General features: G+C 42.3%; 19 protein-coding genes. 16 read left to right on the forward strand and 3 right to left on the reverse strand.

Annotated features, from left to right (window positions below; genetic code table 11):
• Positions 1 to 148 precede the first annotated feature (148 nt).
• Positions 149 to 916 carry a CsxC family protein gene (locus M1J35_RS12760; RefSeq protein ID WP_254651377.1) on the reverse strand — a complete coding sequence of 256 codons (768 nt, stop codon included), beginning with the start codon at positions 914 to 916 and terminating at the stop codon, positions 149 to 151.
• 228 nt (positions 917 to 1,144) lie between these two features.
• On the opposite strand from M1J35_RS12760, the gene M1J35_RS12765 reads away from it, so the two are divergent.
• Positions 1,145 to 2,326, forward strand: coding sequence for a ParM/StbA family protein (locus M1J35_RS12765; protein WP_254651378.1), 1,182 nt, complete (start codon positions 1,145 to 1,147; stop codon positions 2,324 to 2,326).
• Positions 2,327 to 2,338: 12 nt separating this feature from the next.
• The gene (locus M1J35_RS12770) at positions 2,339 to 2,725 is read left to right on the forward strand and encodes a hypothetical protein (RefSeq protein ID WP_254651379.1); all 387 of its coding nucleotides are present in this window, start codon (positions 2,339 to 2,341) and stop codon (positions 2,723 to 2,725) included.
• 45 nt (positions 2,726 to 2,770) lie between these two features.
• Here M1J35_RS12770 and M1J35_RS12775 read toward each other — a convergent pair whose 3' ends face one another.
• Positions 2,771 to 3,346, reverse strand: a complete 576-nt coding sequence (locus M1J35_RS12775) for a CotY/CotZ family spore coat protein (RefSeq protein ID WP_254651380.1) — start codon at positions 3,344 to 3,346, stop codon at positions 2,771 to 2,773.
• A 370-nt stretch (positions 3,347 to 3,716) separates the two neighbouring features.
• Here M1J35_RS12775 and miaB point away from each other — a divergent pair, with 370 nt between their 5' ends.
• From miaB to M1J35_RS12790, 3 genes are all read left to right on the forward strand, one after another.
• Positions 3,717 to 5,282 (forward strand): tRNA (N6-isopentenyl adenosine(37)-C2)-methylthiotransferase MiaB, encoded by a 1,566-nt coding sequence (gene miaB, locus M1J35_RS12780; RefSeq protein ID WP_224520198.1) that lies wholly within the window; start codon positions 3,717 to 3,719, stop codon positions 5,280 to 5,282.
• Position 5,283: 1 nt separating this feature from the next.
• Positions 5,284 to 5,715 (forward strand): YlbF/YmcA family competence regulator, encoded by a 432-nt coding sequence (locus tag M1J35_RS12785; RefSeq protein ID WP_034759994.1) that lies wholly within the window; start codon positions 5,284 to 5,286, stop codon positions 5,713 to 5,715.
• 258 nt (positions 5,716 to 5,973) lie between these two features.
• Positions 5,974 to 6,510, forward strand: a complete 537-nt coding sequence (locus M1J35_RS12790) for an outer spore coat protein CotE (RefSeq protein ID WP_034759992.1) — start codon at positions 5,974 to 5,976, stop codon at positions 6,508 to 6,510.
• Positions 6,511 to 6,639: 129 nt separating this feature from the next.
• On the opposite strand, the gene M1J35_RS12795 is transcribed toward M1J35_RS12790, so the two are convergent.
• A complete protein-coding gene (locus M1J35_RS12795) occupies positions 6,640 to 7,629 on the reverse strand; it encodes a YeiH family protein (protein WP_254651381.1) in 990 nt (329 codons plus the stop codon).
• Between the two features lie 150 nt (positions 7,630 to 7,779).
• Here M1J35_RS12795 and M1J35_RS12800 point away from each other — a divergent pair, with 150 nt between their 5' ends.
• The 11 genes from M1J35_RS12800 to M1J35_RS12850 all read left to right on the forward strand — a co-directional run bounded on the left by M1J35_RS12800 (position 7,780) and on the right by M1J35_RS12850 (position 21,434).
• Complete coding sequence (locus M1J35_RS12800; RefSeq protein ID WP_254651382.1) at positions 7,780 to 9,948, forward strand: DNA topoisomerase III; 2,169 nt, start codon at positions 7,780 to 7,782, stop codon at positions 9,946 to 9,948.
• 101 nt (positions 9,949 to 10,049) lie between these two features.
• Positions 10,050 to 10,568 (forward strand): ankyrin repeat domain-containing protein, encoded by a 519-nt coding sequence (locus M1J35_RS12805; protein ID WP_254651383.1) that lies wholly within the window; start codon positions 10,050 to 10,052, stop codon positions 10,566 to 10,568.
• A 223-nt stretch (positions 10,569 to 10,791) separates the two neighbouring features.
• Entirely contained in the window at positions 10,792 to 12,246 is a 1,455-nt protein-coding gene (locus M1J35_RS12810) for a carbon starvation CstA family protein (protein WP_254653752.1), read from the forward strand.
• A gap of 397 nt (positions 12,247 to 12,643) precedes the next feature.
• Positions 12,644 to 13,534: a nitrilase-related carbon-nitrogen hydrolase gene (locus tag M1J35_RS12815; RefSeq protein WP_034759979.1), complete on the forward strand. Its 891-nt coding sequence runs from the start codon at positions 12,644 to 12,646 to the stop codon at positions 13,532 to 13,534.
• A gap of 71 nt (positions 13,535 to 13,605) precedes the next feature.
• Positions 13,606 to 14,961, forward strand: coding sequence for an NAD(P)-dependent oxidoreductase (locus M1J35_RS12820; RefSeq protein ID WP_254651384.1), 1,356 nt, complete (start codon positions 13,606 to 13,608; stop codon positions 14,959 to 14,961).
• Positions 14,962 to 14,985: 24 nt separating this feature from the next.
• The gene (gene preA, locus M1J35_RS12825) at positions 14,986 to 16,272 is read left to right on the forward strand and encodes an NAD-dependent dihydropyrimidine dehydrogenase subunit PreA (protein ID WP_224520192.1); all 1,287 of its coding nucleotides are present in this window, start codon (positions 14,986 to 14,988) and stop codon (positions 16,270 to 16,272) included.
• Positions 16,273 to 16,288: 16 nt separating this feature from the next.
• Positions 16,289 to 17,716 (forward strand): dihydropyrimidinase, encoded by a 1,428-nt coding sequence (hydA, locus tag M1J35_RS12830; protein WP_254651385.1) that lies wholly within the window; start codon positions 16,289 to 16,291, stop codon positions 17,714 to 17,716.
• Positions 17,717 to 17,848: 132 nt separating this feature from the next.
• The gene (locus M1J35_RS12835; RefSeq protein WP_034759968.1) at positions 17,849 to 19,321 is read left to right on the forward strand and encodes an NCS1 family transporter; all 1,473 of its coding nucleotides are present in this window, start codon (positions 17,849 to 17,851) and stop codon (positions 19,319 to 19,321) included.
• 44 nt (positions 19,322 to 19,365) lie between these two features.
• Positions 19,366 to 19,575 carry a hypothetical protein gene (locus tag M1J35_RS12840; RefSeq protein WP_034759965.1) on the forward strand — a complete coding sequence of 70 codons (210 nt, stop codon included), beginning with the start codon at positions 19,366 to 19,368 and terminating at the stop codon, positions 19,573 to 19,575.
• 16 nt (positions 19,576 to 19,591) lie between these two features.
• A complete protein-coding gene (locus tag M1J35_RS12845) occupies positions 19,592 to 19,771 on the forward strand; it encodes a hypothetical protein (RefSeq protein WP_224520190.1) in 180 nt (59 codons plus the stop codon).
• Between the two features lie 61 nt (positions 19,772 to 19,832).
• Positions 19,833 to 21,434 carry a PucR family transcriptional regulator gene (locus M1J35_RS12850; RefSeq protein WP_254651386.1) on the forward strand — a complete coding sequence of 534 codons (1,602 nt, stop codon included), beginning with the start codon at positions 19,833 to 19,835 and terminating at the stop codon, positions 21,432 to 21,434.
• Positions 21,435 to 21,538 lie beyond the last annotated feature (104 nt).

Consider the following 21,538-nt stretch of genomic DNA (forward strand, 5'->3'; position numbering starts at 1 on the left):
GTTGTTTGGGCCTGAGCCTATATGTATAGAGACTAATTATGGAAAGCCTGCCACAAATACTGATGAGAATATTGTACAGAAAGAAAATGCACCCCCCCTTCTGTTATCGATAACAGTAGGGGGAGTGCTGATGATGGTAGGTTACTGCTTATTCTGCAGTAAGACGGATTTGCTGTTTTTGTAATACTTTAATGGTAAAGTTGAGGGACATTTTTTCTAGCATATTGTAGAAATATCCTTCACCTACAGGACCTTCGGATACACGATCTGTTGATTCATCCCACTCCAAAATGCTGCTTGAAAGCAATTCACAATAAGGAAGTTGATTGTAGTATTGATTGCTGTATTGATGGAATTGGGAAATATCATTTGATAAATATTGATCCTTCTCTGGATAGCCTGTCCCTAAGTCTTGAGCTCTGAAGAAGTCAAATTCCTGACGGTTATTCGTTCTTGGGAGCTGGACTGGAGAATCCAGTGTGATCGTTGTCATGCATTTAAAAGGCACGCGGACCGTTAATGATTTAATGTCAGAAGATATACAGGATCCATCGAATCCAGATCCTCCGCATGGTGTAGCATATTGAATGTTCTTGCGCACATACCCTGATAATAGAAGAGGAAATTGTGCACCTTCTTCACTGAAGTCGCCATCGCTTGTTGGAATCGTCATTAAACGGCATTGTACGATTTCGACTTTCTTTTTTACATCTTTGATTTCCATTACAGGCTCTGGGAATTTAATGTGTGCTTCAAGGTTACTTGATACACGATATACTCCTAAATCTACTGGAACATGGACAATTCTTTCACCTGCCGGGGTTAGAATGGGATCGACTGTTGTGTTGTCGCAGTGATCGAGTGAAGCAGACTTGTCTACGTTCACACAATTTTTATTCTTATTATAATCACTCATTTTTTTTCCTCCTATTTAATAAACAATATTTAAACTACACTTTATAGTATGCTGACAGAATCTATTAAGAGTGGATATATGAATCAGTATAAGAGTGGAAATTTAATAGAGAAAAAGGATTAGCGGAAATTTATCCATATTACGTTACACCCCGGGAAAATTTATGACTGGGTACGTGCACAGATGTTTTCTATCCCGGCATAAGCTTAAGGGAAGGAGGAGGATGTAATGGATAGGCATAATTTTGCAGCTGTGGACTTAGGGAACAGCTTTTATAAAGCCATTGTATCGACTCAAGGTGAAGTGAAAGAGTATTCCATGCCGAATGCAATTGCGTTATTTGATGAAGAATTTTATGAGAGACCTTACGACGACGAGGATGTTTTGCTACAAGACAATTTGATTGTGGAAGTGAACAGTTCAGCTCTTCATGAAAAAAGGGATCCATATTATATCGGTAAGGCGGCGGCCAGACAGCGAAATGTGAGTTTGACATCCTTTAATAATCAGAAGGTAGATGAAGACCGTACGTACACCCTTTTATTTGGTATGTTGGCCCATCATGCTGTAATGAGCAGCCATTTTGATACAGATCTATCCTTTGAGATCGATCAATTGGCGGTCTCCCTGCCGACCACTCAGTATAAAGAGCGGAAAGATACGTTAAAAAGACGTTTAATCGGAACCCATACAGTATATCTACACAAGGTTCCTGGAATGATTGCCCCCAAAGAAATCATTGTAAGACTTCAGATTAAAGATGTCATTATCGGGGCTGAAGGAGCCTGTGCATACCTGGCGTTAACACGGGATAGTGAGACACTGGGGGTTAAAGATGAATCTCTCTTACAGGACTCTGCCAAAGGGATCCTAATCGGTGATCTGGGAGGGGATTCAGTGGATTTTGTAGGGATCAAACACAATAAGCCTGTAGCCTCCATTGAGGGAGAGCCTTTCGGGATCAACCAGTTTTTAGATCATATCATACAAAAGGTTAGTAAGTATGAGCTATACAAGTTCGACTCGAGGTCTGAGCTGGAGGAGAAACTGGTCGCAGGTCAATCCGAGTGGTATGTAGAACCATTCGCCGGTGTGAAAAAAGATATAAGTAAATATATCATTCCTCAGTTAAAATCATTGGCCATTAAATACTTGGAACATTTCGATCGGGTCAGGAACAGCTCAAATGAAATCAAAGGGGCGGTCAAATACATTGCAGTTGGCGGTGCCGCAAAAATAGCCGAATCCCATATCAGGGAAGCGGCCGTGAAATGGGCAGAAAGAGGACGCCCTATTGAATTATTCTTCCCGCAAAATATGGAAAGATTAAATGTATCAGGATTAATGATCCTTGCAAAATTGAATCAACTAAAAAATAATCCTGCGCACATTGAATATACAAAAAGCTAAAGGGTGATGAATATGCCTAAAAAATATGCAGATTACTTTCAGGATACAATTCTAACGATCCCCGAGAGCTTCGTAAATGTTAAAACCGGTGAAACGAAAGCCATCACTTCAAAGGTTGTAGAGCAAGTCGCCTATCATGCAAAAAATAATACATTGATTCATCTTGTTTTTTCTGCACTGGATGATTACCTGCACCACGTTAAAACGGTTCAAGTTCATAGACAATCCGAACATGCCATATTAGAAGAATTATTGGAATTAAAGAGACTGCTGCTTCAAAATGGAAATGATTCCTCCAAGTACTTGAACGAATACACCGTCAAAAGTCCAAAAGAGCAGGATCATACTTCCGTTGGAATGAAAGAAATTGACGATTTGCTTGAAGCTTTTGGAGGATGAAAAAGGTGAACGACTTTCGTTCACCTTTTTTCATTGGGGATGTATCTATAAATGAACGGCAGGCAGGCAGGTAATAGCACAGAAACAAGACAAGTCTACAGTTATACAAATACCGGTTCCCATCAAATCATCCACACTTTTGTGGTCGATCTGTTTACAAGGTGAAGAAAGTGCGCATTTACTTTCATGATGAGAATGGGAATCGCCTTTGTGGTGGTCGGATTTAAATGTTAGTAATTCAAGAGTCGCACATTTATGATCAAGGTCTATTAACTTAAAGACGTAGGTCTCGATGCACTTGAAGGTTTTTTTCTTTTTCGAATGACAATGATAGGTAGTGACACCAGTGCCCTTAAATGGCTCGCAACCACAATATAAAATGAAAGGGATGGTATTTTTTTTGTGTTTCTTTTTTTCACAAAGTAAATCCTCAATCGACTTTTTACATGAAGTATCACAACCATGATCTTTTTTTACTTTTTTCTGAGCTTCAAGGATTGCTTCTAAAACGTCTTCAACACAATGATTATAATGCCTGGAACGGGAGTCATGGCATTTGTGCATTTGATAATCTTCATGGAAATAGGTGTCCTGAGCATTTGATTTCTTACTATAACTCATTATTTAACACTCCTTTACAATTTACTACTAATTATCATACGTTCACAAGGGAATATTCGATTGAGCCTCTAGCCTAAAGTGATAAAAATAGATTTCAGGTACATATTTGGTAGTTAATTAGTGTATAGGATTTGATAGAAGAATGTGTTTCCCTGAGTGGCTGAAAGGAGTAAATATATGTAATGAAACGATACAATCAGTAGCTATGATAGGAATGAAAACATTTTTCAACACTTAAGCGACTCTATTGTATGTAAGGTTGAAAACCTTTATACTATAGTAATGTGCAACAATGTTTATCCTGTTAATTCGGCCGGCTTTATATATAGAAGAAAACGGTTTGGTTATAGAGGTAGAAAGGGGATTATTCATGAACGAAGAACAGCGAAAACATGGACAACAATCGAAGTCTGTATCACCACCAGACCAAAAATCTGATAAGGATTACAGCAAGTACTTTGAAAGTGTCTATATCCCGCCGTCGTTAAAAGATGCCAAGAAGCGTGGGAAAGAAGAAATAAAATACCATAATGACTTTACAATCGATGATCAATATAGAGGACTCGGGGAAGGAAAGAAATTCTATATCCGTACCTATGGTTGTCAAATGAATGAACATGATACAGAAGTGATGGCAGGGATCTTCATGGCACTCGGCTATGAAGCAACGAATTCGACAGATGATGCGGATGTCATCCTATTGAATACCTGTGCCATTCGTGAAAATGCTGAGAATAAGGTGTTCGGCGAATTAGGACACCTAAAACATTTAAAACGGGAAAAGCCTGATCTATTAATTGGTGTATGCGGATGTATGTCCCAGGAAGAATCGGTTGTCAACAAAATCCTGAAAACCTATCAACAGGTGGACATGATCTTTGGAACGCATAATATTCATCGTCTTCCTCAAATATTATCAGATGCTTATATGTCCAAGGCGATGGTCGTTGAGGTCTGGTCGAAAGAAGGGGACGTCATTGAGAACCTTCCGAAGGTCCGCCGTGGCAATATCAAGGCATGGGTCAATATCATGTACGGATGTGACAAGTTCTGTACATACTGTATCGTGCCGTATACACGAGGGAAAGAAAGAAGCCGCCGTCCTGAAGAAATCATTCAGGAAGTCCGCCATCTGGCTGCACAAGGGTACCAGGAAATCACTCTTCTCGGTCAAAACGTCAACGCATACGGTAAGGATATCGAAGACCTTCAGTATGGGTTGGGAGACTTAATGGATGATCTTCGTAAGGTGGATATTCCACGTATCCGGTTCACTACCAGTCATCCAAGGGATTTCGATGATCACTTAATCGAAGTTCTTGCCAAGAAAGGAAATCTGGTCGAGCACATTCATTTACCTGTTCAATCAGGTTCGACAGATGTCCTGAAAATCATGGCACGAAAGTATACAAGGGAACAATTCCTGGAATTAGTGGGTAAAATTAAAAAAGCCATGCCGGACGTGGCGCTTACGACAGATATTATCGTTGGCTATCCCAATGAGACCAATGAACAATTTGAAGAAACCCTTTCTTTATATAAGGAAGTTGGCTTTGAATCAGCATATACTTACATCTACTCTCCACGGGAAGGTACCCCTGCAGCGAAGATGAATGACAACGTGCCGATGGAAGTGAAGAAAGAACGCCTTCAAAGGCTGAATGCAGTGGTGAAAGAGTATTCTGCTGAAGCGATGAAGAAATATACGGGTCGAATCGTTGAAGTACTTGTGGATGGGGAAAGCAAGAAAAATCCTGACATTCTGGCAGGCTACACAAGACGCAGTAAGCTCGTAAACTTCAAGGCTCCTAAGACAGCCATTGGGAAAATAGTGAAAGTGAAGATCACAGATGCCAAGTCCTGGTCATTGGATGGGGAAATGGTAGGAGAAGGCCAAATCGGAACAGAATTCCAGGAAGCAGTAGAGGTGAAATAATATGGCAAAGTATACAAAAGACGATATTATGAAACGCGCAGAAGAGCTGGCAACGATGATTGCTGAAACGGAAGAAGTGGATTTCTTCAAGCGGGCGGAAGCACAGATCCATGAAAATCAAAAAGTCCGTGAAATGATCGCAAGTATCAAGAGTTTACAAAAACAAGCCGTTAACTTCCAACACTACGGGAAAATCGAAGCCCTGAAAATGGTTGAGGCGAAAATTGAAAACCTTGAAAAGGAAATCGATGAGATTCCGGTTGTTCAACAATTTAAGGAATCCCAAACGGATGTGAATGATTTACTCCAAATCGTTGCATCTGTGATTTCAAATAATGTGACAGATCATATCATCGAAACTACGGGTGGTGACTTACTCCGTGGGGAAACAGGGTCACATGTGAAAAATTCAGCCCCTGGCAGCTGTTCCTGATTCAGGAATCATAGTAAATGCAAGACGATTTCAGGTCATAACGATCTATACAGGAAAGGGATCTCCCTTTCCTGTATAGATCGTTTTTTTTGTTTGTTATTTCACCATTCCCGTCAAGCGCATTCCGGAACATTCATTTGGGATTCGCATACAATACATTATCTAAGCAACAATCCCATTATGTAATAAAATTTACTCGCACAAACACCTAGATAGTCGCATAAGATGAATTGAAAATGAATGAGGAGGTTCGCTCGAATGGCAGAATATAGAGAGATTATCACTAAAGCGGTCGTAGCGAAGGGACGTAAATTTACACAGTCTCATCATACGATTTGCCCACCGCATAATCCATCGAGCATTTTAGGCTGCTGGATCATTAACCATCAGTATGAAGCACACAAAGTCGGCAAGAAGGTCGAAGTTCACGGTTTTTACGAAATCAACGTATGGTACTCCCACAGTGACAACACGAAAACTTCGGTTGTAACCGAGAGAGTAGAATATACAGATTGCATTAAATTAAAATACCGTGATCCAGACTGCTTAGATGACATTGAAGTATGTGCGAGAGTACTGCAACAGCCAAATTGCTGCGAAGCGGTCATTTCACCGAACGGTAACAAAATCATCGTTCACGTCGAACGTGAATTCCTGGTGGAAGTTATCGGAGAAACGAAAGTATGTGTCCTAGTGAATCCTGAAGGTTGTGACGATGAAGACTGGGATTGCGACTTGGATGATGAAGAATTTGAAGAGTTAGATCCAGACTTCTTAGAAGGCGACGAAGAATAAAATAGACTAGGAAGACGGCCTCTTCCTAGTTTTTTCTTCTTAGCACGTAAGCAGTCGGAAAATGGATATGAACCAACGGGCATCTGTGCAGATGCTCTTTTTTTATGGAAATGTCGTTACTGTTTTCGCTTAGAGGATAAGCAATAAACTGATGACAGCGCATGTGATAGAAGCGATCAATCCCGTCAGGAGAGGTTTAATTCCCAGACGGATGATATCTTTTCCTTTTACTTGAAGACCCACAGCCGTCATCACCATGATGATCATGAACTTGGACGAACTCTTCAGGTATGACTCCATGGTCATTGGAATCAATCCAAACGTATGGAGCAGTGACACCGCAAGGAACAAAAATATGAACCACGGAAAGGCCTTCTTATAATGAGCTCCCTTTGTGCTTTTCTTCCTTAAGATAAACGGAAGGATGAACATCACAGGAATCAGGAATAATGTTCTGGCAAGCTTCACCGTCGTCGCAACTTCACCTGCTTCGTCTCCATATGCATAACCAACGGCAACCGCCGAAGAAGTATCATGTACGGCGGTACCCGCCCAGATCCCAAACGATAGATCAGACATGTCGAGAAGTTGACCGATGATGGGATACGTAACAAATGCAATTAAATTAAAGAAGACGATCGTGGATAATGCATAAGCGGTTTCATCCTCTTTAGCGCCGACGATCCCTTTAACGGCTGAGATCGCTGTGGCTCCACATATGCTGGTACCGATCCCGATCAATAAGCTCAACCTTTTATCGATACGGAGCCATTTCCCGACAACATAAGTTACTGAAATGCCTATGGTAACAGAGAAAAATATCACCCATAGAGCTCTTTGACCGATATGGAGGATATCATAAAGGCTCAATCCGACACCCAGAAAAACGATAGCCACTTTCAATAGAACCTTCAAAGTAAACTGTATTCCCGGATCGAAAGCTTTTGGGAGTTTTATTGTGTTTTGGAGGATAGCCCCGATCAAGATCGCAAATAACAAGCTGCCGATCAGTGGAAAAAGAATGCCCAACCCCCTTGATAATAAACTGATTAATAGGATGATGAAGAGGCCCCAGGCTTCTCTCGGAAGAATGGAGCCTTTGTGTTTGTCATGTTGCAAAATTCATTAGCTCCTTTATTAAAATCGACCATGTATAAGTATAGTACAATCTCCCTAATGGCGTGAACCAAAATGCACTACTCTATTTATTGTATGTTAAAATAGAAAAGATATAGAAAATATAGACCCAGTAATGAAAGGATTTTTTACATGAAAAAGATTTTGGTCCTGGCAGAAAAACCTTCTGTCGGTAGAGATATTGCCAGAGTACTTCAATGTACGAAAAGTGGAAATGGATTCTTGGAAGGGAATGATTATATCGTCACTTGGGCTCTTGGACACCTGGTGACCCTTGCAGAACCTGAAAGCTATGACGATCGATATAAATCATGGAAGCTCGAGGATCTTCCCATGCTCCCACCGTCCCTTAATCTTGTCGTGATTAAGAAAACAGGAAAACAATTCAGCACGGTCAAAGCGCAAATGAACCGCCCTGATGTAAAAGAGATCGTCATTGCCACCGATGCTGGTCGTGAAGGGGAGCTTGTCGCCCGTTGGATCATTGAAAAAGCCCGGGTGAATAAGCCGTTAAAACGGTTATGGATTTCATCTGTCACCGATAAGGCCATCAAGGATGGATTCAAAAGACTGAAAGATGCGAAAAGCTTCGAAAATTTATATGCTGCTGCCGAGGCACGATCCGAAGCTGATTGGTACGTGGGGATGAATGCAACAAGAGCCTTGACCACCAAGCACAATGCCCAATTGTCCTGCGGACGTGTACAAACACCGACGATAAGTATCATTGCGCAGCGAGAGGAGGAAATAAAGAATTTCACCCCCAGACCTTTTTACGGAATACAAGCTGTGACGGATAAAGGGACCTTTGTGTGGTCCAACAGGAAAAACAATGATACGAGAACGTTCTCCAAAGAAGAAATCACTTCAATTATGGAGTCATTAAAAGACAGGAAGGAAATCGTCATTCAGTCTGTGAAGAAAACATTGAAGAAAAATGTTGCACCTTCCCTTTATGATTTGACTGAATTACAAAGAGATGCCCATAAGATCTTTGGATTTTCTGCTAAAGAAACGCTTTCTATCATGCAGAAATTGTATGAGCAGCATAAATTGGTGACGTATCCAAGGACAGATAGTAAACATTTATCAAGTGATATGGTTTCAACACTCAAGGACAGATTGAAAGCGGTGAACGTTCAACCATACCGAAAGATGGCCCACAGGGCGTTACAGGGCTCGGTGCAATTGTCAAAAGCTTATGTAGATGATCAAAAGGTGACAGATCACCATGCGATCATCCCTACGGAAGAAACACCTTTTATTCAGAAGCTGCAGGACAGGGAAATAAAAATATATGATTTGATCGTCAAGCGTTTCCTAGCCGTATTCCTTCCTCCCTATCAATACGAACAAACGACTGTAGATGCCTCAATCGGGTCAGAAACATTTCAAACAAAAGGGAAGCGGATTGTAGACTCCGGATGGAAAGAACTCTATGATCACAACACAGAAGCGGACCAACTACTTTCCAGAATGGAAGAAGGGACTGCCTATCCGGTTCTGTCAATCAAAGAAACGGAAGGACAAACCAATCCTCCAGGAAGATTTAATGAGGGAACACTGTTGTCTGCCATGGAGAACCCTAAGAAGTTCATGAAAGAAAGCAATAAAGACCTGCTCGCTACCATTTCTGAGGCAGGCGGCCTTGGGACTGTCGCAACAAGGGCAGATATTATTGAAAAACTCTTCAATTCAGGGGTAATAGAGTCAAAAGGAAAAGATATTCATATAACTTCCAAAGGGAAGCAACTATTGGAACTTGCACCTCTGGATCTCAGGTCACCTACCTTGACAGCGGTGTGGGAGCAAAAGCTTGAAAAAATCGCCAACGGCTCCCTGAAAAAGCAGGAATTTCTGAAAGAAATCAAGGATTATACGAAGAAGTCCGTCAGTGAAATCAAACATTCAACTCAAAAATTCACCCATGATAACCTGACAGGTACCAAATGTCCGGACTGTGGGAATTTAATGTTGGAAATTAAGAATAAGCATGGAAAGAAACTGGTTTGCCAGGACAGGGAATGTGGTCACAGGAAAAATATCAGCAAGAAAACGAATGCCCGGTGTCCGAATTGCCATAAACGCCTGGACTTAAGAGGAGAAGGGGAAGGCCAGACATTCACTTGTGCTTGTGGACATAGAGAAAAGTTATCGACATTCAATGATAGAAGAAAAAAAGAAAAGAATAGTAAAGCGACAAAAAGGGATGTGAATAAATATTTAAAAACACAACAGAAGGAAGAGCCGGTCAATACAGCATTAGCTGATGCATTGGCAAAATTAAAATTGGATCAGTAGCCATTCCTGGGGATGAGTGCCTATTTTGGCAATCATCCCTATCTTTTATCATAATTAATTGGTAGAATATTTGTAATTATGAAAAAACGAGGTGAAGTCAAGTGACATCCTTTACAATTGAAGAGTTTTTTGAGGCAATCGAAACGGGCGATAAAGCGGTAGTCGAACAAACGTTAAGAAATGATACAAATCTTTGTAATGCAGAGAATGAACAAGGTCTAACTGCTCTCGGGGTGGCGTCACATTTTGATCAAAAGGAAATTGTGGAGATTCTTCTGAATTTTGGAGCAGATATTAATTCCGTTTCCAATTCAAAGGTAGCGTATATTCCATCCAACACAGCATTACATGCAGGAATTGCCGGTAAAGCGTCAAAAGAATTAGTGGAATTCCTGCTTGATCAGGGAGCGAATGTAAATCAGAGTGATTCATCCGGCCATACACCATTACATATTGCTGCATTCGATGGTTCTGCAGAGATCGTGTCATTGCTACTGGCTTATGGAGACGATCGAGCCAACCAATCAGAAGATACCCAATCTCCTTTGGAGATCGCTACTGAACGAAATAATAAGGATTTCTTGAAGGCTCACGAGAATTTTGTTAAAACAAAAATATAGAATCCGATGAGGCGCATTCCCAAGTGGGAGTGCGTTTTTGCTATATTGAAAAAATTTTTTATAAATTGTACACGGTTTCACTGTTGGTTTAATAGGCTTTATCTGAATCTACTTATGATTTTATATTCTGAAAAAATAATGTTTTTAGAAAATTCTGTTGTTATTTGTCGTTTTTCGTATTAGAATAAACGTTAATTTCAAATAGTGAAGGGAGGACATCGTGATGCTCACATTTCTTGCATCCATCTGTATTCTGGTAGTTGGTTATTTCTTTTATTCAAAGGTGGTAGAAAAGATTTTCGGGGTGGATGATTCAAATATCACACCTGCATATGCAAAAAAAGACGGCTTGGATTATATGCCCATGAGCTGGTGGAAAGCAAGTCTCGTACAACTCTTGAACATTGCGGGATTGGGTCCGATCTTCGGTGCGATCCTGGGTGCTTTATACGGTCCTGTCGCATTTCTGTGGATTGTGATAGGAACATTGTTCGCTGGAGCCGTACATGATTATTTTTCCGGGATGCTTTCTCTCAGACATAATGGGGCACAGTTCCCGACAATCGTAGGGAAATATTTAGGGAAACCCGTTCAGTCCGTCATGAACATTTTGTCCATCGTGTTAATGATCCTTGTAGCGGCAGCCTTTACATCTGGCCCGGCGCAACTTATGGCAGAGGTGACGCCACTTAACTTTATGACCTCTCTGGTTATGATCTTTACATATTTTCTGATTGCAACAGTTTTACCGATCAATAAAATCATCGGTAGGATTTATCCGATTTTCGGTGCGATACTTATATTTATGGCGGTAGCAATCGGAATCGGATTATTCTTCTTTGAACACCCGGTCCCGAATTTAACATTTGAGAACATGCATCCAGGCGACCTGCCTTTATGGCCTCTCTTAATGGTCACTGTGTCATGCGGAGCCATTTCCGGCTTCCATTCCACTCAAAGTCCGATTCTTGCAAGGACTCTGAAACGGGAGAGCGAAGGTCGGAAAGTATTTTATGGGGCGATGGTTGCTGAAGGAATCATAGCGCTTATCTGGGCTGCTGCAGGGATGGCATTCTTTAATGGAACAGCCGGTTTGCAAGAAGCACTCGCTTCAGGAGGACCTGCAGGGGTGGTTAATGAGATCAGCAAAACGACACTTGGGACTCTCGGCGGGATACTGGCCGTCCTTGGTGTCATCATCCTCCCGGTGACGACAGGGGATACCGCCCTCAGATCGTCACGTATGATGCTCGCAGATTTACTGAGCGATTTTAGGAAGAAAGAAATGAAAGGGAAATGGCTTCCAGGGTTACTCGTCATCCCTGTTGCAGTACCTACTTTCCTGCTGACCCAAATCGATTATACTTTTCTTTGGAGATATGTGGGCTGGTCGAATCAAGTAGTTGCGACGGTCATGCTTTGGACCGCTTCCATCTATTTATTGCAGAAAGCAAGATTTCACTGGATTTGCAGCCTTCCCGCACTGTTTATGACAGGAGTGGTAGGTTCGTATATTTTTTATGCACCGGAAGGGTTCGGTCTTTCCTATTCAACCTCCATGGTTTTTGGTGTCATCATCTGGACAGCCGTATTGGTCTGGTTTATTGGACAAGTAGTAAAGTACAGACCGGAAAGACAGCAGTCATTGAAAATGAAATCAGTCAATTCATACCGTTAATCGAAGAAACAGCCTTTTCATTTGAGAAGGCTGTTTTTTTGTGGATGAAAAATAAGTTAAAGGAGAGAAATGTGAACTTTGTCGATTAAAATCTTAATTTTTATAATATTTAGACAAATCATTCTACAAATTTCGCGGAGTGCCTATGATACCTTATGAGAAACGGACAAGAAGGCTCATAAATATAGGACAATACATAATGACAAATGGCGAAGGTAGTTCGTGTTACAAAATGTATAATGCAATCTATTTTAGTACGGGTTAAAATTAAGTGAAAATAGTAAAAATTCAGAATTTATTTAAGGGCAGTGAAATCTAGTAAGTGTTTATATATGAAACTATAACAATGAAAGCGCTTACTATTTAATAAAAATCTTAATGTAATGGGGGAATTGGAATGTCAGATTTGGTTACAATCGGACTCATTCAGGCTTCTCATGATGTGGACGGGAATGAAACAGTGGACGTCCATAAAAAGAATGCAATCAAAAAGCATGTGGAACTAGTGAGGGATGCAGCGAAAAAAGGTGCTCAAATCATATGCTTGCAGGAGATATTCTATGGGCCGTACTTTTGTTCAGAGCAAAATCCTAAATGGTATGACTCTGCAGAAGAAATTCCGAATGGTCCGACTACAAAACAATTCCAGGAGTTGGCCAAAGAGCTGAGTGTGGTCATCGTCCTGCCGATCTATGAGAGGGAAGGAATAGCAACCTACTATAATACGGCAGCTGTCATCGACGCAGATGGAACATACTTGGGCAAATATCGAAAGCAGCATATCCCTCACGTGGGTGTCGGGGAGGAAGGATACGGGTTCTGGGAGAAATATTATTTCAAACCTGGAAACCTTGGGTATCCGGTATTTGATACGGCTTATGCCAAGGTAGGGGTCTACATTTGTTATGACAGGCATTTCCCTGAAGGAGCACGTTTATTAGGGTTGAAGGGGGCAGAAATTGTCTTTAATCCGTCAGCGACCGTAGCGGGTCTTTCCGAATACTTATGGAAACTTGAACAACCTGCGCATGCAGTGGCAAATGGGTACTATTTGGGAGCCATCAATCGTGTCGGATATGAAGGTCCCTGGAATATGGGTGAATTCTACGGTCAGTCCTATCTTGTCGATCCGAGAGGGAGCTTTGTTTCAGTTGGAAGCAGGGATCAGGATGAAGTGATCATCGGGGAAATGAATAAAAAGTTATTAAGGGAAGTAAGGGACACGTGGCAGTTTTACCGTGACAGGAGACCCGAAACCTATAACGATATGACGGCGTTACTTCCTTAACCAAGCTGGAACGATAAGGAGTGCTCCATCATTTTGATTCATTAATCGGAAATGAAGAGGGGGAAGTCAGTTTGTCTAACACACTTTCATTACTCAATCTCGAGAAGAATTTTCAGGAAACCCATAAGGGGTTAACGGGTAGGGAGGCATTGGAGGAAGCGAATCGATGTTTGTACTGTTATGATGCACCTTGTATTCAAGCCTGCCCGACAAGCATCGATATACCATCATTTATCAAAAAGATTGCCTCAGGGAATTTAAAGGGTTCCGCTAAGACAATCATGTCTGCCAATCCCGTTGGGGCGAGCTGCTCAAGGGTCTGTCCGACAGAGGAGCTATGTGAAGGAGCATGCGTACTTAATTCTTCAACCAAACCCATTATGATCGGCGATCTTCAGCGCTATGCAACAGATTGGGCAAGACATAATGACACTGTGCTCTTTGAAGCGGGAGAGCCTAACGGAAAGAAAGTCGGAATCATCGGAGGGGGACCGGCAGGGCTTTCTGCAGCAAGGGAACTTGCGCGATTTGGATATGATGTAACGATTTATGAGGCTGAAAACGAAGCGGGGGGCTTAAATACTTATGGCATCGTTTCGTTCCGCCTTCCTCAGAGCATTTCTTATTGGGAAGTGGAACAGGTAAAGAAACTGAATGTAAAGATCCGTACAAGTGTAAAAGTGGGTCAGGATATTTCTGCCGAGGAAATCCTAATGAACCATGACTTTGTCATCCTGGCTGCAGGAATGTCAAGTGTACCGGACTTACGGATTGAAGGAGAAGAACTGATAGGCGTGCATGATGCCATCGAGTTTGTGAAAACCACCAAAAGCGGCAAGTTGAATCACGAGTACATCGGTAAAAAAGTAGTGGTGATCGGTGCAGGAAACACAGCCATTGATGGAGCCACATGCTCCATTCGACTAGGTGCAGAAAATGTGAAAATATTATACCGGCGTACTCAAGAAGAAATGACAGCTTATGATTTCGAATACGAATTTGCCAAGCAGGACGGTGTGGAATTTCGTTGGTTGACGGCACCCCAAAGAATTATCGGAAATGAAAAAGGAGTGGTTACAGGGATTGAATGTATCAAGATGGAGCTTGGTGAACAAGGGACTGATGGAAGAAGGCGCCCCATTCCGGTTAATGGATCCGAATTCATTTTACCTGTTGACGTTGTCATTAAAGCCATAGGACAGACCCGTCATCTTACACTCATTGAACAATTCGGGTTGGACCACTCTGAAGGAGTGGTGAAGGTTGATCCCGGTACTTTTCAAACGTCGAATCCTACGATTTTTGCCTGTGGGGACATTGTATTCGGTAAAGGTATCGGGGAGGCGATGGTTGTTACGGCAGCAGAGCAAGGGAAGCAGGCAGCATACCATTTACATGAGATCTGTTCGACAGTAAAAATGAATTAAAACTGTTAAAGAGGGGGGAATTCCATGGCGAATTTAAGCATAGATTTAGCGGGGATCAAATCACCTAATCCATTTTGGTTGGCATCTGCTCCGCCAACGAACTCAGGGTATCAGGTTCAAAGGGCTTTCGAGGCTGGTTGGGGAGGTGCGGTTTGGAAAACGTTGGGTGAACCTATCATAAATGTTTCTTCCAGGTTCGCAGCCGTAAGCTTTAACGGCCAGAGGGTAGCGGGTTTCAACAATATCGAACTGATTACGGATCGTCCATTGGAAGTGAACTTAAAAGAGATATATGAAACCAAGAAGAGATTCCCGAATCACGCCATCATTGCTTCACTAATGGTGGAGCCGAAGCAGGAAAAGTGGCATGAAATCGTCAAAAAAGTGGAGGATGTAGGCGTTGATGGATTGGAACTGAATTTCGGATGTCCCCATGGGATGGCTGAACGCGGGATGGGGTCGGCCTCCGGTCAAGTACCTGAGCTGGTCGAGAAGCAAACTCATTGGGCAAAGGAAGTGGCCAGGACACCGGTCATTGTTAAGCTGACACCCAATATAACAGATATCACCGTGACAGCCGAAGCAGCCGTCCGAGGCGGAGCGGATGCTGTCAGTATGATCAATACGATCAATAGTCTTGCGGGAGTGGATCTGGACTCTTGGAACACCATTCCTCATGTAGCCGGTAAGGGAGCTCACGGTGGCTATTGCGGGCCTGCAGTGAAACCTATTTCCTTGAACATGGTGGCAGAATGTGCCAGGAATCCGAGGATCAATGTCCCGATTTCAGGCATGGGGGGAGTGTCGAACTGGCAGGACGCCGTTGAGTTCATGCTCATGGGTGCTTCCGGGGTGCAAGTATGCACAGCTGCCATGCACCACGGTTTCAGGATTGTCGAGGATATGCTGGATGGATTGAGTAATTATTTAGATGAAAAAGGAATATCAAGCGTTCAGGAGATCGTCGGGAAGTCAGTGCCTAGATTTTCCGATTGGGGTAATCTGGATCTGAATTATAGCGTAGTTGCCCAGATCAATAATGACGTATGCATCAATTGTAATAAGTGTCACATTGCATGTGAAGATACATCTCATCAGTGTATTGATATGCTGAAGGATCCTGATGGAAATAGCTATCTAAAGGTGCGGGAGGAAGATTGTGTCGGATGTAACCTATGCTCGATTGTCTGTCCGGTTGATGGTGCCATAGACATGATTGAAGTTCCGAGTGGTCAGATGCCGATGACCTGGAACCAACGTCAAGCAGTCATGAGTAACCTGTCGGGCTCTAAAGTAAATGCAGTAAAATAACCCAGGAGGTACCGTAATGGAAAAGATCATTCAAAATGGAACGATTGTCACAGCAACCGATACGTATAAAGCAGATATCCTGATACAAGACGGAAAGATTGCAGCGATTGGAAAAGGGTTTGATCCAGGAGAGGCTGAAGTGATCGATGCAAGTGGAAAATTCATTTTTCCAGGAGGAGTCGATCCCCATACACATCTGGAAATGCCATTTGGTGGCACGGTTTCAAAGGATGACTTTGAAACGGGAACAATCGCCGCTGCATTTGGTGGGACAACGACCCTCATAGATTTCTGTTTAACGAATAAAGGAGAAACTCTTCAAAGTGCCATCGATACATGGCATGCAAAATCAAAGGATAAAGCCGTTATCGATTATAGCTTCCACCTGATGATCGGGGAGATCAATCAAGAGGTACTCTCTCAGCTGCCTGATGTCATACAGCAGGAAGGCATCACCTCGTTCAAAGTGTTTATGGCGTACAAAAATGTATTTCAGGCAGATGATGAAACCCTATTCAGAACACTGGTTGCTGCAAGGGAACTCGGGGGACTCGTCATGGTTCACGCAGAGAATGGAGATGTCATTGAGTACTTAACCGAGAAGGCATTAGATGAAGGGAAAACGGAACCGATTTATCATGCTTTGACGAGACCTCCTGAACTTGAAGGGGAAGCCACCGGCAGAGCAGCTAAATTAACGGGATTAGCCGATTCCCAATTATATGTTGTTCATGTTTCGTGCTCGGAGGCTGTGGAACAGATTTCAGCGGCGAGGAGTAAAGGGTTGAATGTATGGGGGGAGACATGTCCACAATACCTTGTACTTGACCAAACCTATTTAGAGCGCCCCAACTTTGAAGGGGCCAAATACGTATGGTCACCTCCACTCAGGGAAAAGTGGCATCAGGACGTTTTATGGAATGCATTGAAAAGCGGGCAGCTCCAAACATTGGGATCTGATCAATGTTCTTTTGATTTCCAGGGACAGAAGGATCTAGGAAAAGAAGATTTCACTAAAATTCCGAATGGCGGACCGATCATTGAGGACCGTGTATCCATATTATTCTCAGAAGGGGTGGGAAAAGGACGCATAAACTTGAATCAGTTTGTAGATATCATGTCAACAAGGAGTGCCAAATTGTTTGGATTGTATCCTCAGAAAGGGACCGTTGCCGTTGGATCGGATGCAGATATCGTCATCTTTGATCCGGATGCAGAAAGAGTCATCTCTGCTGCGACCCATCATATGGCAGCAGATTATAACCCGTTTGAAGGCATGAAAATCAAAGGCGAACCGGTTTCTGTATTATCCAGGGGTGAATATGTCATCAAAGATAAAAAGTTTGTAGGAAAGCAGGGTACCGGCAAATATATTAAGAGAGCGAAATACGGTGACCTGCTGGTAAATGAAGAGAGTGCAGCACTTCAATCCACTAAGAGCTGAAAACCATATAGATAAACATCCATCCTAATCCTAGAACGACTCCTCGCGAGACGGGTGCAGGGACTGCGCCCGCTCGCCTCTCTTGTTAAGAAGATTGGTAAAGCCATTCGAAGCAAACAAAGTGGGGTGTTCATGTTGAAAAGAAGTTACTTAAAGTCTCCTGATCTATTGCCTATCAAAGAAAGTGAAAGGAAAGTTACAAAGCTTGGCTATTCCTTTATGTGGGTGGGGATGGTCGTCGTACTTGCAACCTTCGCAATCGGTGGGGCAGGCGTCGTATCGTTACCATTACCCCTTGTTGTTTTAGCCACCATCATAGGATCCCTTGCCATTGGATTATTTATTACCTTAACAGGCGATATAGGGATCGAACATGGTTTATCCTTCCCTGTATACATGAGAGCGCCCTTCGGAACGATCGGGACGCATATTCCATCCGTGGTTCGAGGGCTGGCTGCTTCCATGTGGTTCGGAATCAACACATACTTCGGGGCTACCGCGATGAACGGAATTCTTAATATATTATCAGGTTTTGATAACTGGTTTGTTTGCTTCATGATTTTTGCGATTCTTCAATTGGTGAATACGGCACTTGGGATTAAAGCTGTGGAACGTTTTGCGGACCTTGCCGCTCCAGTCATCATTCTCATCTCAGTATGGATGTATTCATCATTATCAGACTCCGCAGCCTCCCAGGGAAGAGATATCTGGAGCTGGGTTGAAAGTCCGGTGACGGGGGCAGCCACATTCACTGCTTTCCTTGTTGTGATTTTTAGTAATATGGGATTTTGGGCCACACTTTCAGCAGATATTCCTTCCATTTCACGCTTCATGAAGGCTCCAAGCAATGAAAGGAATTGGTTCAAGAGAAATCGGAGTGCACTCATAGGTAATCTTATAGCCCTTCCGATTACACAAGCATTTATGGTATTAATCGGCGGTATTTCGTATATAGCCGTACTGAATTATGATCCTGTAGTTGCCCTGCAGGAGGCGGCAAGCGGATTTGTTTTAGGTGTCCTGCTCCTGATGATCGTCCTGGCACAATGGTCTACGAATATTGCGGCTAATATAGTACCTGCAGCCACCATTTTTTCAAATGTAGGGGGACCCAAATTTCCTTTTTGGGCTGGAGTGTTGACAGCCGGGGTCGTGGGGACGATAGTCCAGCCATGGAACCTTTTCGATATCATCATTCCCGTTCTGCTGTTTGTAGGGGGGATATTATCCGCCATCGTCGGAATATTGATATCAGATTACTATTTTATAAGAAAACGCCGGGTCAATGTCCCCGCATTATATGAAGACAGGGGACAATTCAGCTATATGAAAGGTATCAATCTTGCTGGCTTCATATCATGGATCCTTGGGGCAGTCGCTTCATATTTCGTTCCTAACTTCTCGTTTCTGGTTGGATTTGGTATAGGAGCCCTCTGCTATTACGTTTTGGCTAAGTATTGGTGGTTCAAGAAGTATGAGCAGGCAGAACTTTCCGATCCCAGTGATGAGAAGTATCTGGGAATGTCCGTAGGCCGTGATTGGATCATTGAAGAAGCAGAGGAAAACGTTATCGAAAAATCCCCAACAGGTACAAGTTTATCTTGAGTGGGCGAAAGTGGTACCAAATAGGATGATGAAAGGGTGTCGAAATGTCCGATTATCAAGAGTTCTTAAGCGAAAGAGACAAGATAGATTTTCTTCTGCAAAAGGGTTTTAAAATAGAAAAGGTCACTGAAAATCTCAGTGGGGCTTTTGTTGTATTTAAACATACTGAAAATAAGAGAAGCGCCACTTTGCATGTAAAAACGGCGAATGCACGAAAGTATTTTTCAAATCTATTATTTCAAGCACAACATTGAAAGGGGGCCGAGCGGCATGAGGGATCTGCCCGCAGACAAAGAGTTGACGGTTGCCCCCGGAAATATGCAAACGACGGATGAATTAATACATTGGGTATTATCCGTCTTGTCTTCTAATCACTTGACTGACGAACAATTAGTGAAGTGGTGGGGGGAGGAGATACAGTTTGCAATCCCCCATACCGAAGAGGAGTGAAGGATTGGTTCTACCAATCCTTTTTCTCCATTTACTACGCCAAACAAAAAGGGAGAGAAGGATGAAAAGTCATTTCTATTTTTCAGTGAAAGATATCCTGGAAAGAAAGTACTTTGAACACGCTAAGGTGATGGCTGGACACAGAGGTCTCTCCAGACAAGTAAAATGGGTACACATTGTCGAAGTCACTTCTATTAAAAATCTTCTTAACGGGAATGAATTGATTCTTTCAACTGGTCTTGCCTTGAAGGAGGAAGGGAGTTTCCTATCATTGATTCAACAGTTGGGAGCTTGTGATGCAGCGGCCCTTTGTATCGAACTTGATACGAATATCTCTACCATACCAGCAGCTGTATTGGAATGGGCGGATGAATTTGATTTTCCCATCATTGTTTTTGAAAAAGAAGTCCCGTTTGTCAGTATCACCCAGGATATACACGCCGTAATCATCAATCAGCAATATGAGATGATCAAGAAACTTGATTTCTATGCTCAAAACCTGAATAAATTGCTGTTGTCAGTCAAGCACTGCAGGGATATCCTTCAAGTATTACATAAAGAATTGAATGTACCGGTACTTTTTCAATTGAAAGAACAAGATGTTAAGGTTCATCCCTTAATGTGTTCGTCTGAAGAAGAGCTCTTCCTGCAAAACTATTATAAAAGCAAAGACAGTAAAGATCATCACGTTGCTTCAACGAAGGTCATCCTATTTGATCAGGAGTATGCAGAGCTTTGCATCTGCAGGTACAATCATCCGTTTAGTGAATATGAGCTGCTCATACTTGACCGGACATCCACCGCCCTTGCTCAATATTGGATGAGGGAATTGTATTTTGATGAACAAAAACGCTTGGAAGAATCAAAGTGGATCATGTCCTGGTTAAAAGGAGATCAATCATACGAGGGACTTGCCGCTTTCATGGATGACCTAAACGTATCGATTCATGGTGGTGTCGTATGTATTTGCAAGATGAATACACTGGCTGATAAAGAAATGCTTGACTTAACCTTCTTCAATCTAGTAACAAAAAGCATATTTGAACAATATGGATTCAAAGTGGTGCCCGAAAGGATCGATCATGATTTAGTCTTTATTCTCCTTGATACCCGGAGAACCGGTGATTGGAAGGCACGATTGATCAGTGCTTATGAAAAGATTTTAAAATCAGGATTTTTCAGAAAGTCGTCAGGTGCCATATTTGCCACAGGTAAATATCAGCTCGAGATGATGGATATTCATAGAAGCTATGAAACGGCGAAAGATACCCTTGCGTTTCGAACGAAAGTCGATGGAGGAGACCAATATTGTTTCTTTGATGACCTTCATTTATTCAGATTGATTTCAATCGTCAACGAGAATGTGAACATGTGGGAAATGATAGAAGAATTTCTTTCCCCGTTAATAAAATACGACAGGGACCACGATGGGGATTTATTGAAAACACTTAAAGTTTTCCTGTCTTGTCAGGGGTCAAAGCAAGAAACCTCCAAAAAATTATTTATCGTGAGACAAACACTCTATCATCGACTGAAGAAAATAGAAGATATGCTTGGCGAGGATTTCATGAGATCGGATAAACGGGTGACCATCGAATTTCTATTGGCGGCTCATGAATATTTGCAGCCTCAAAGTTTATTGAAGAAGGCAAAGATACATTAGAGGCAGCTTTCAGATAAAGTGTCAAACGTGACTCCCGGGTTATGTTACACAATGTCTAATGAATGACCTGACGTTTTCTTTCATAATGAAACTATCGAGTATAC

This window comes from Rossellomorea sp. KS-H15a (assembly GCF_024195245.1).
Classification (GTDB): Bacteria; Bacillota; Bacilli; order Bacillales; family Bacillaceae_B; genus Rossellomorea; species Rossellomorea vietnamensis.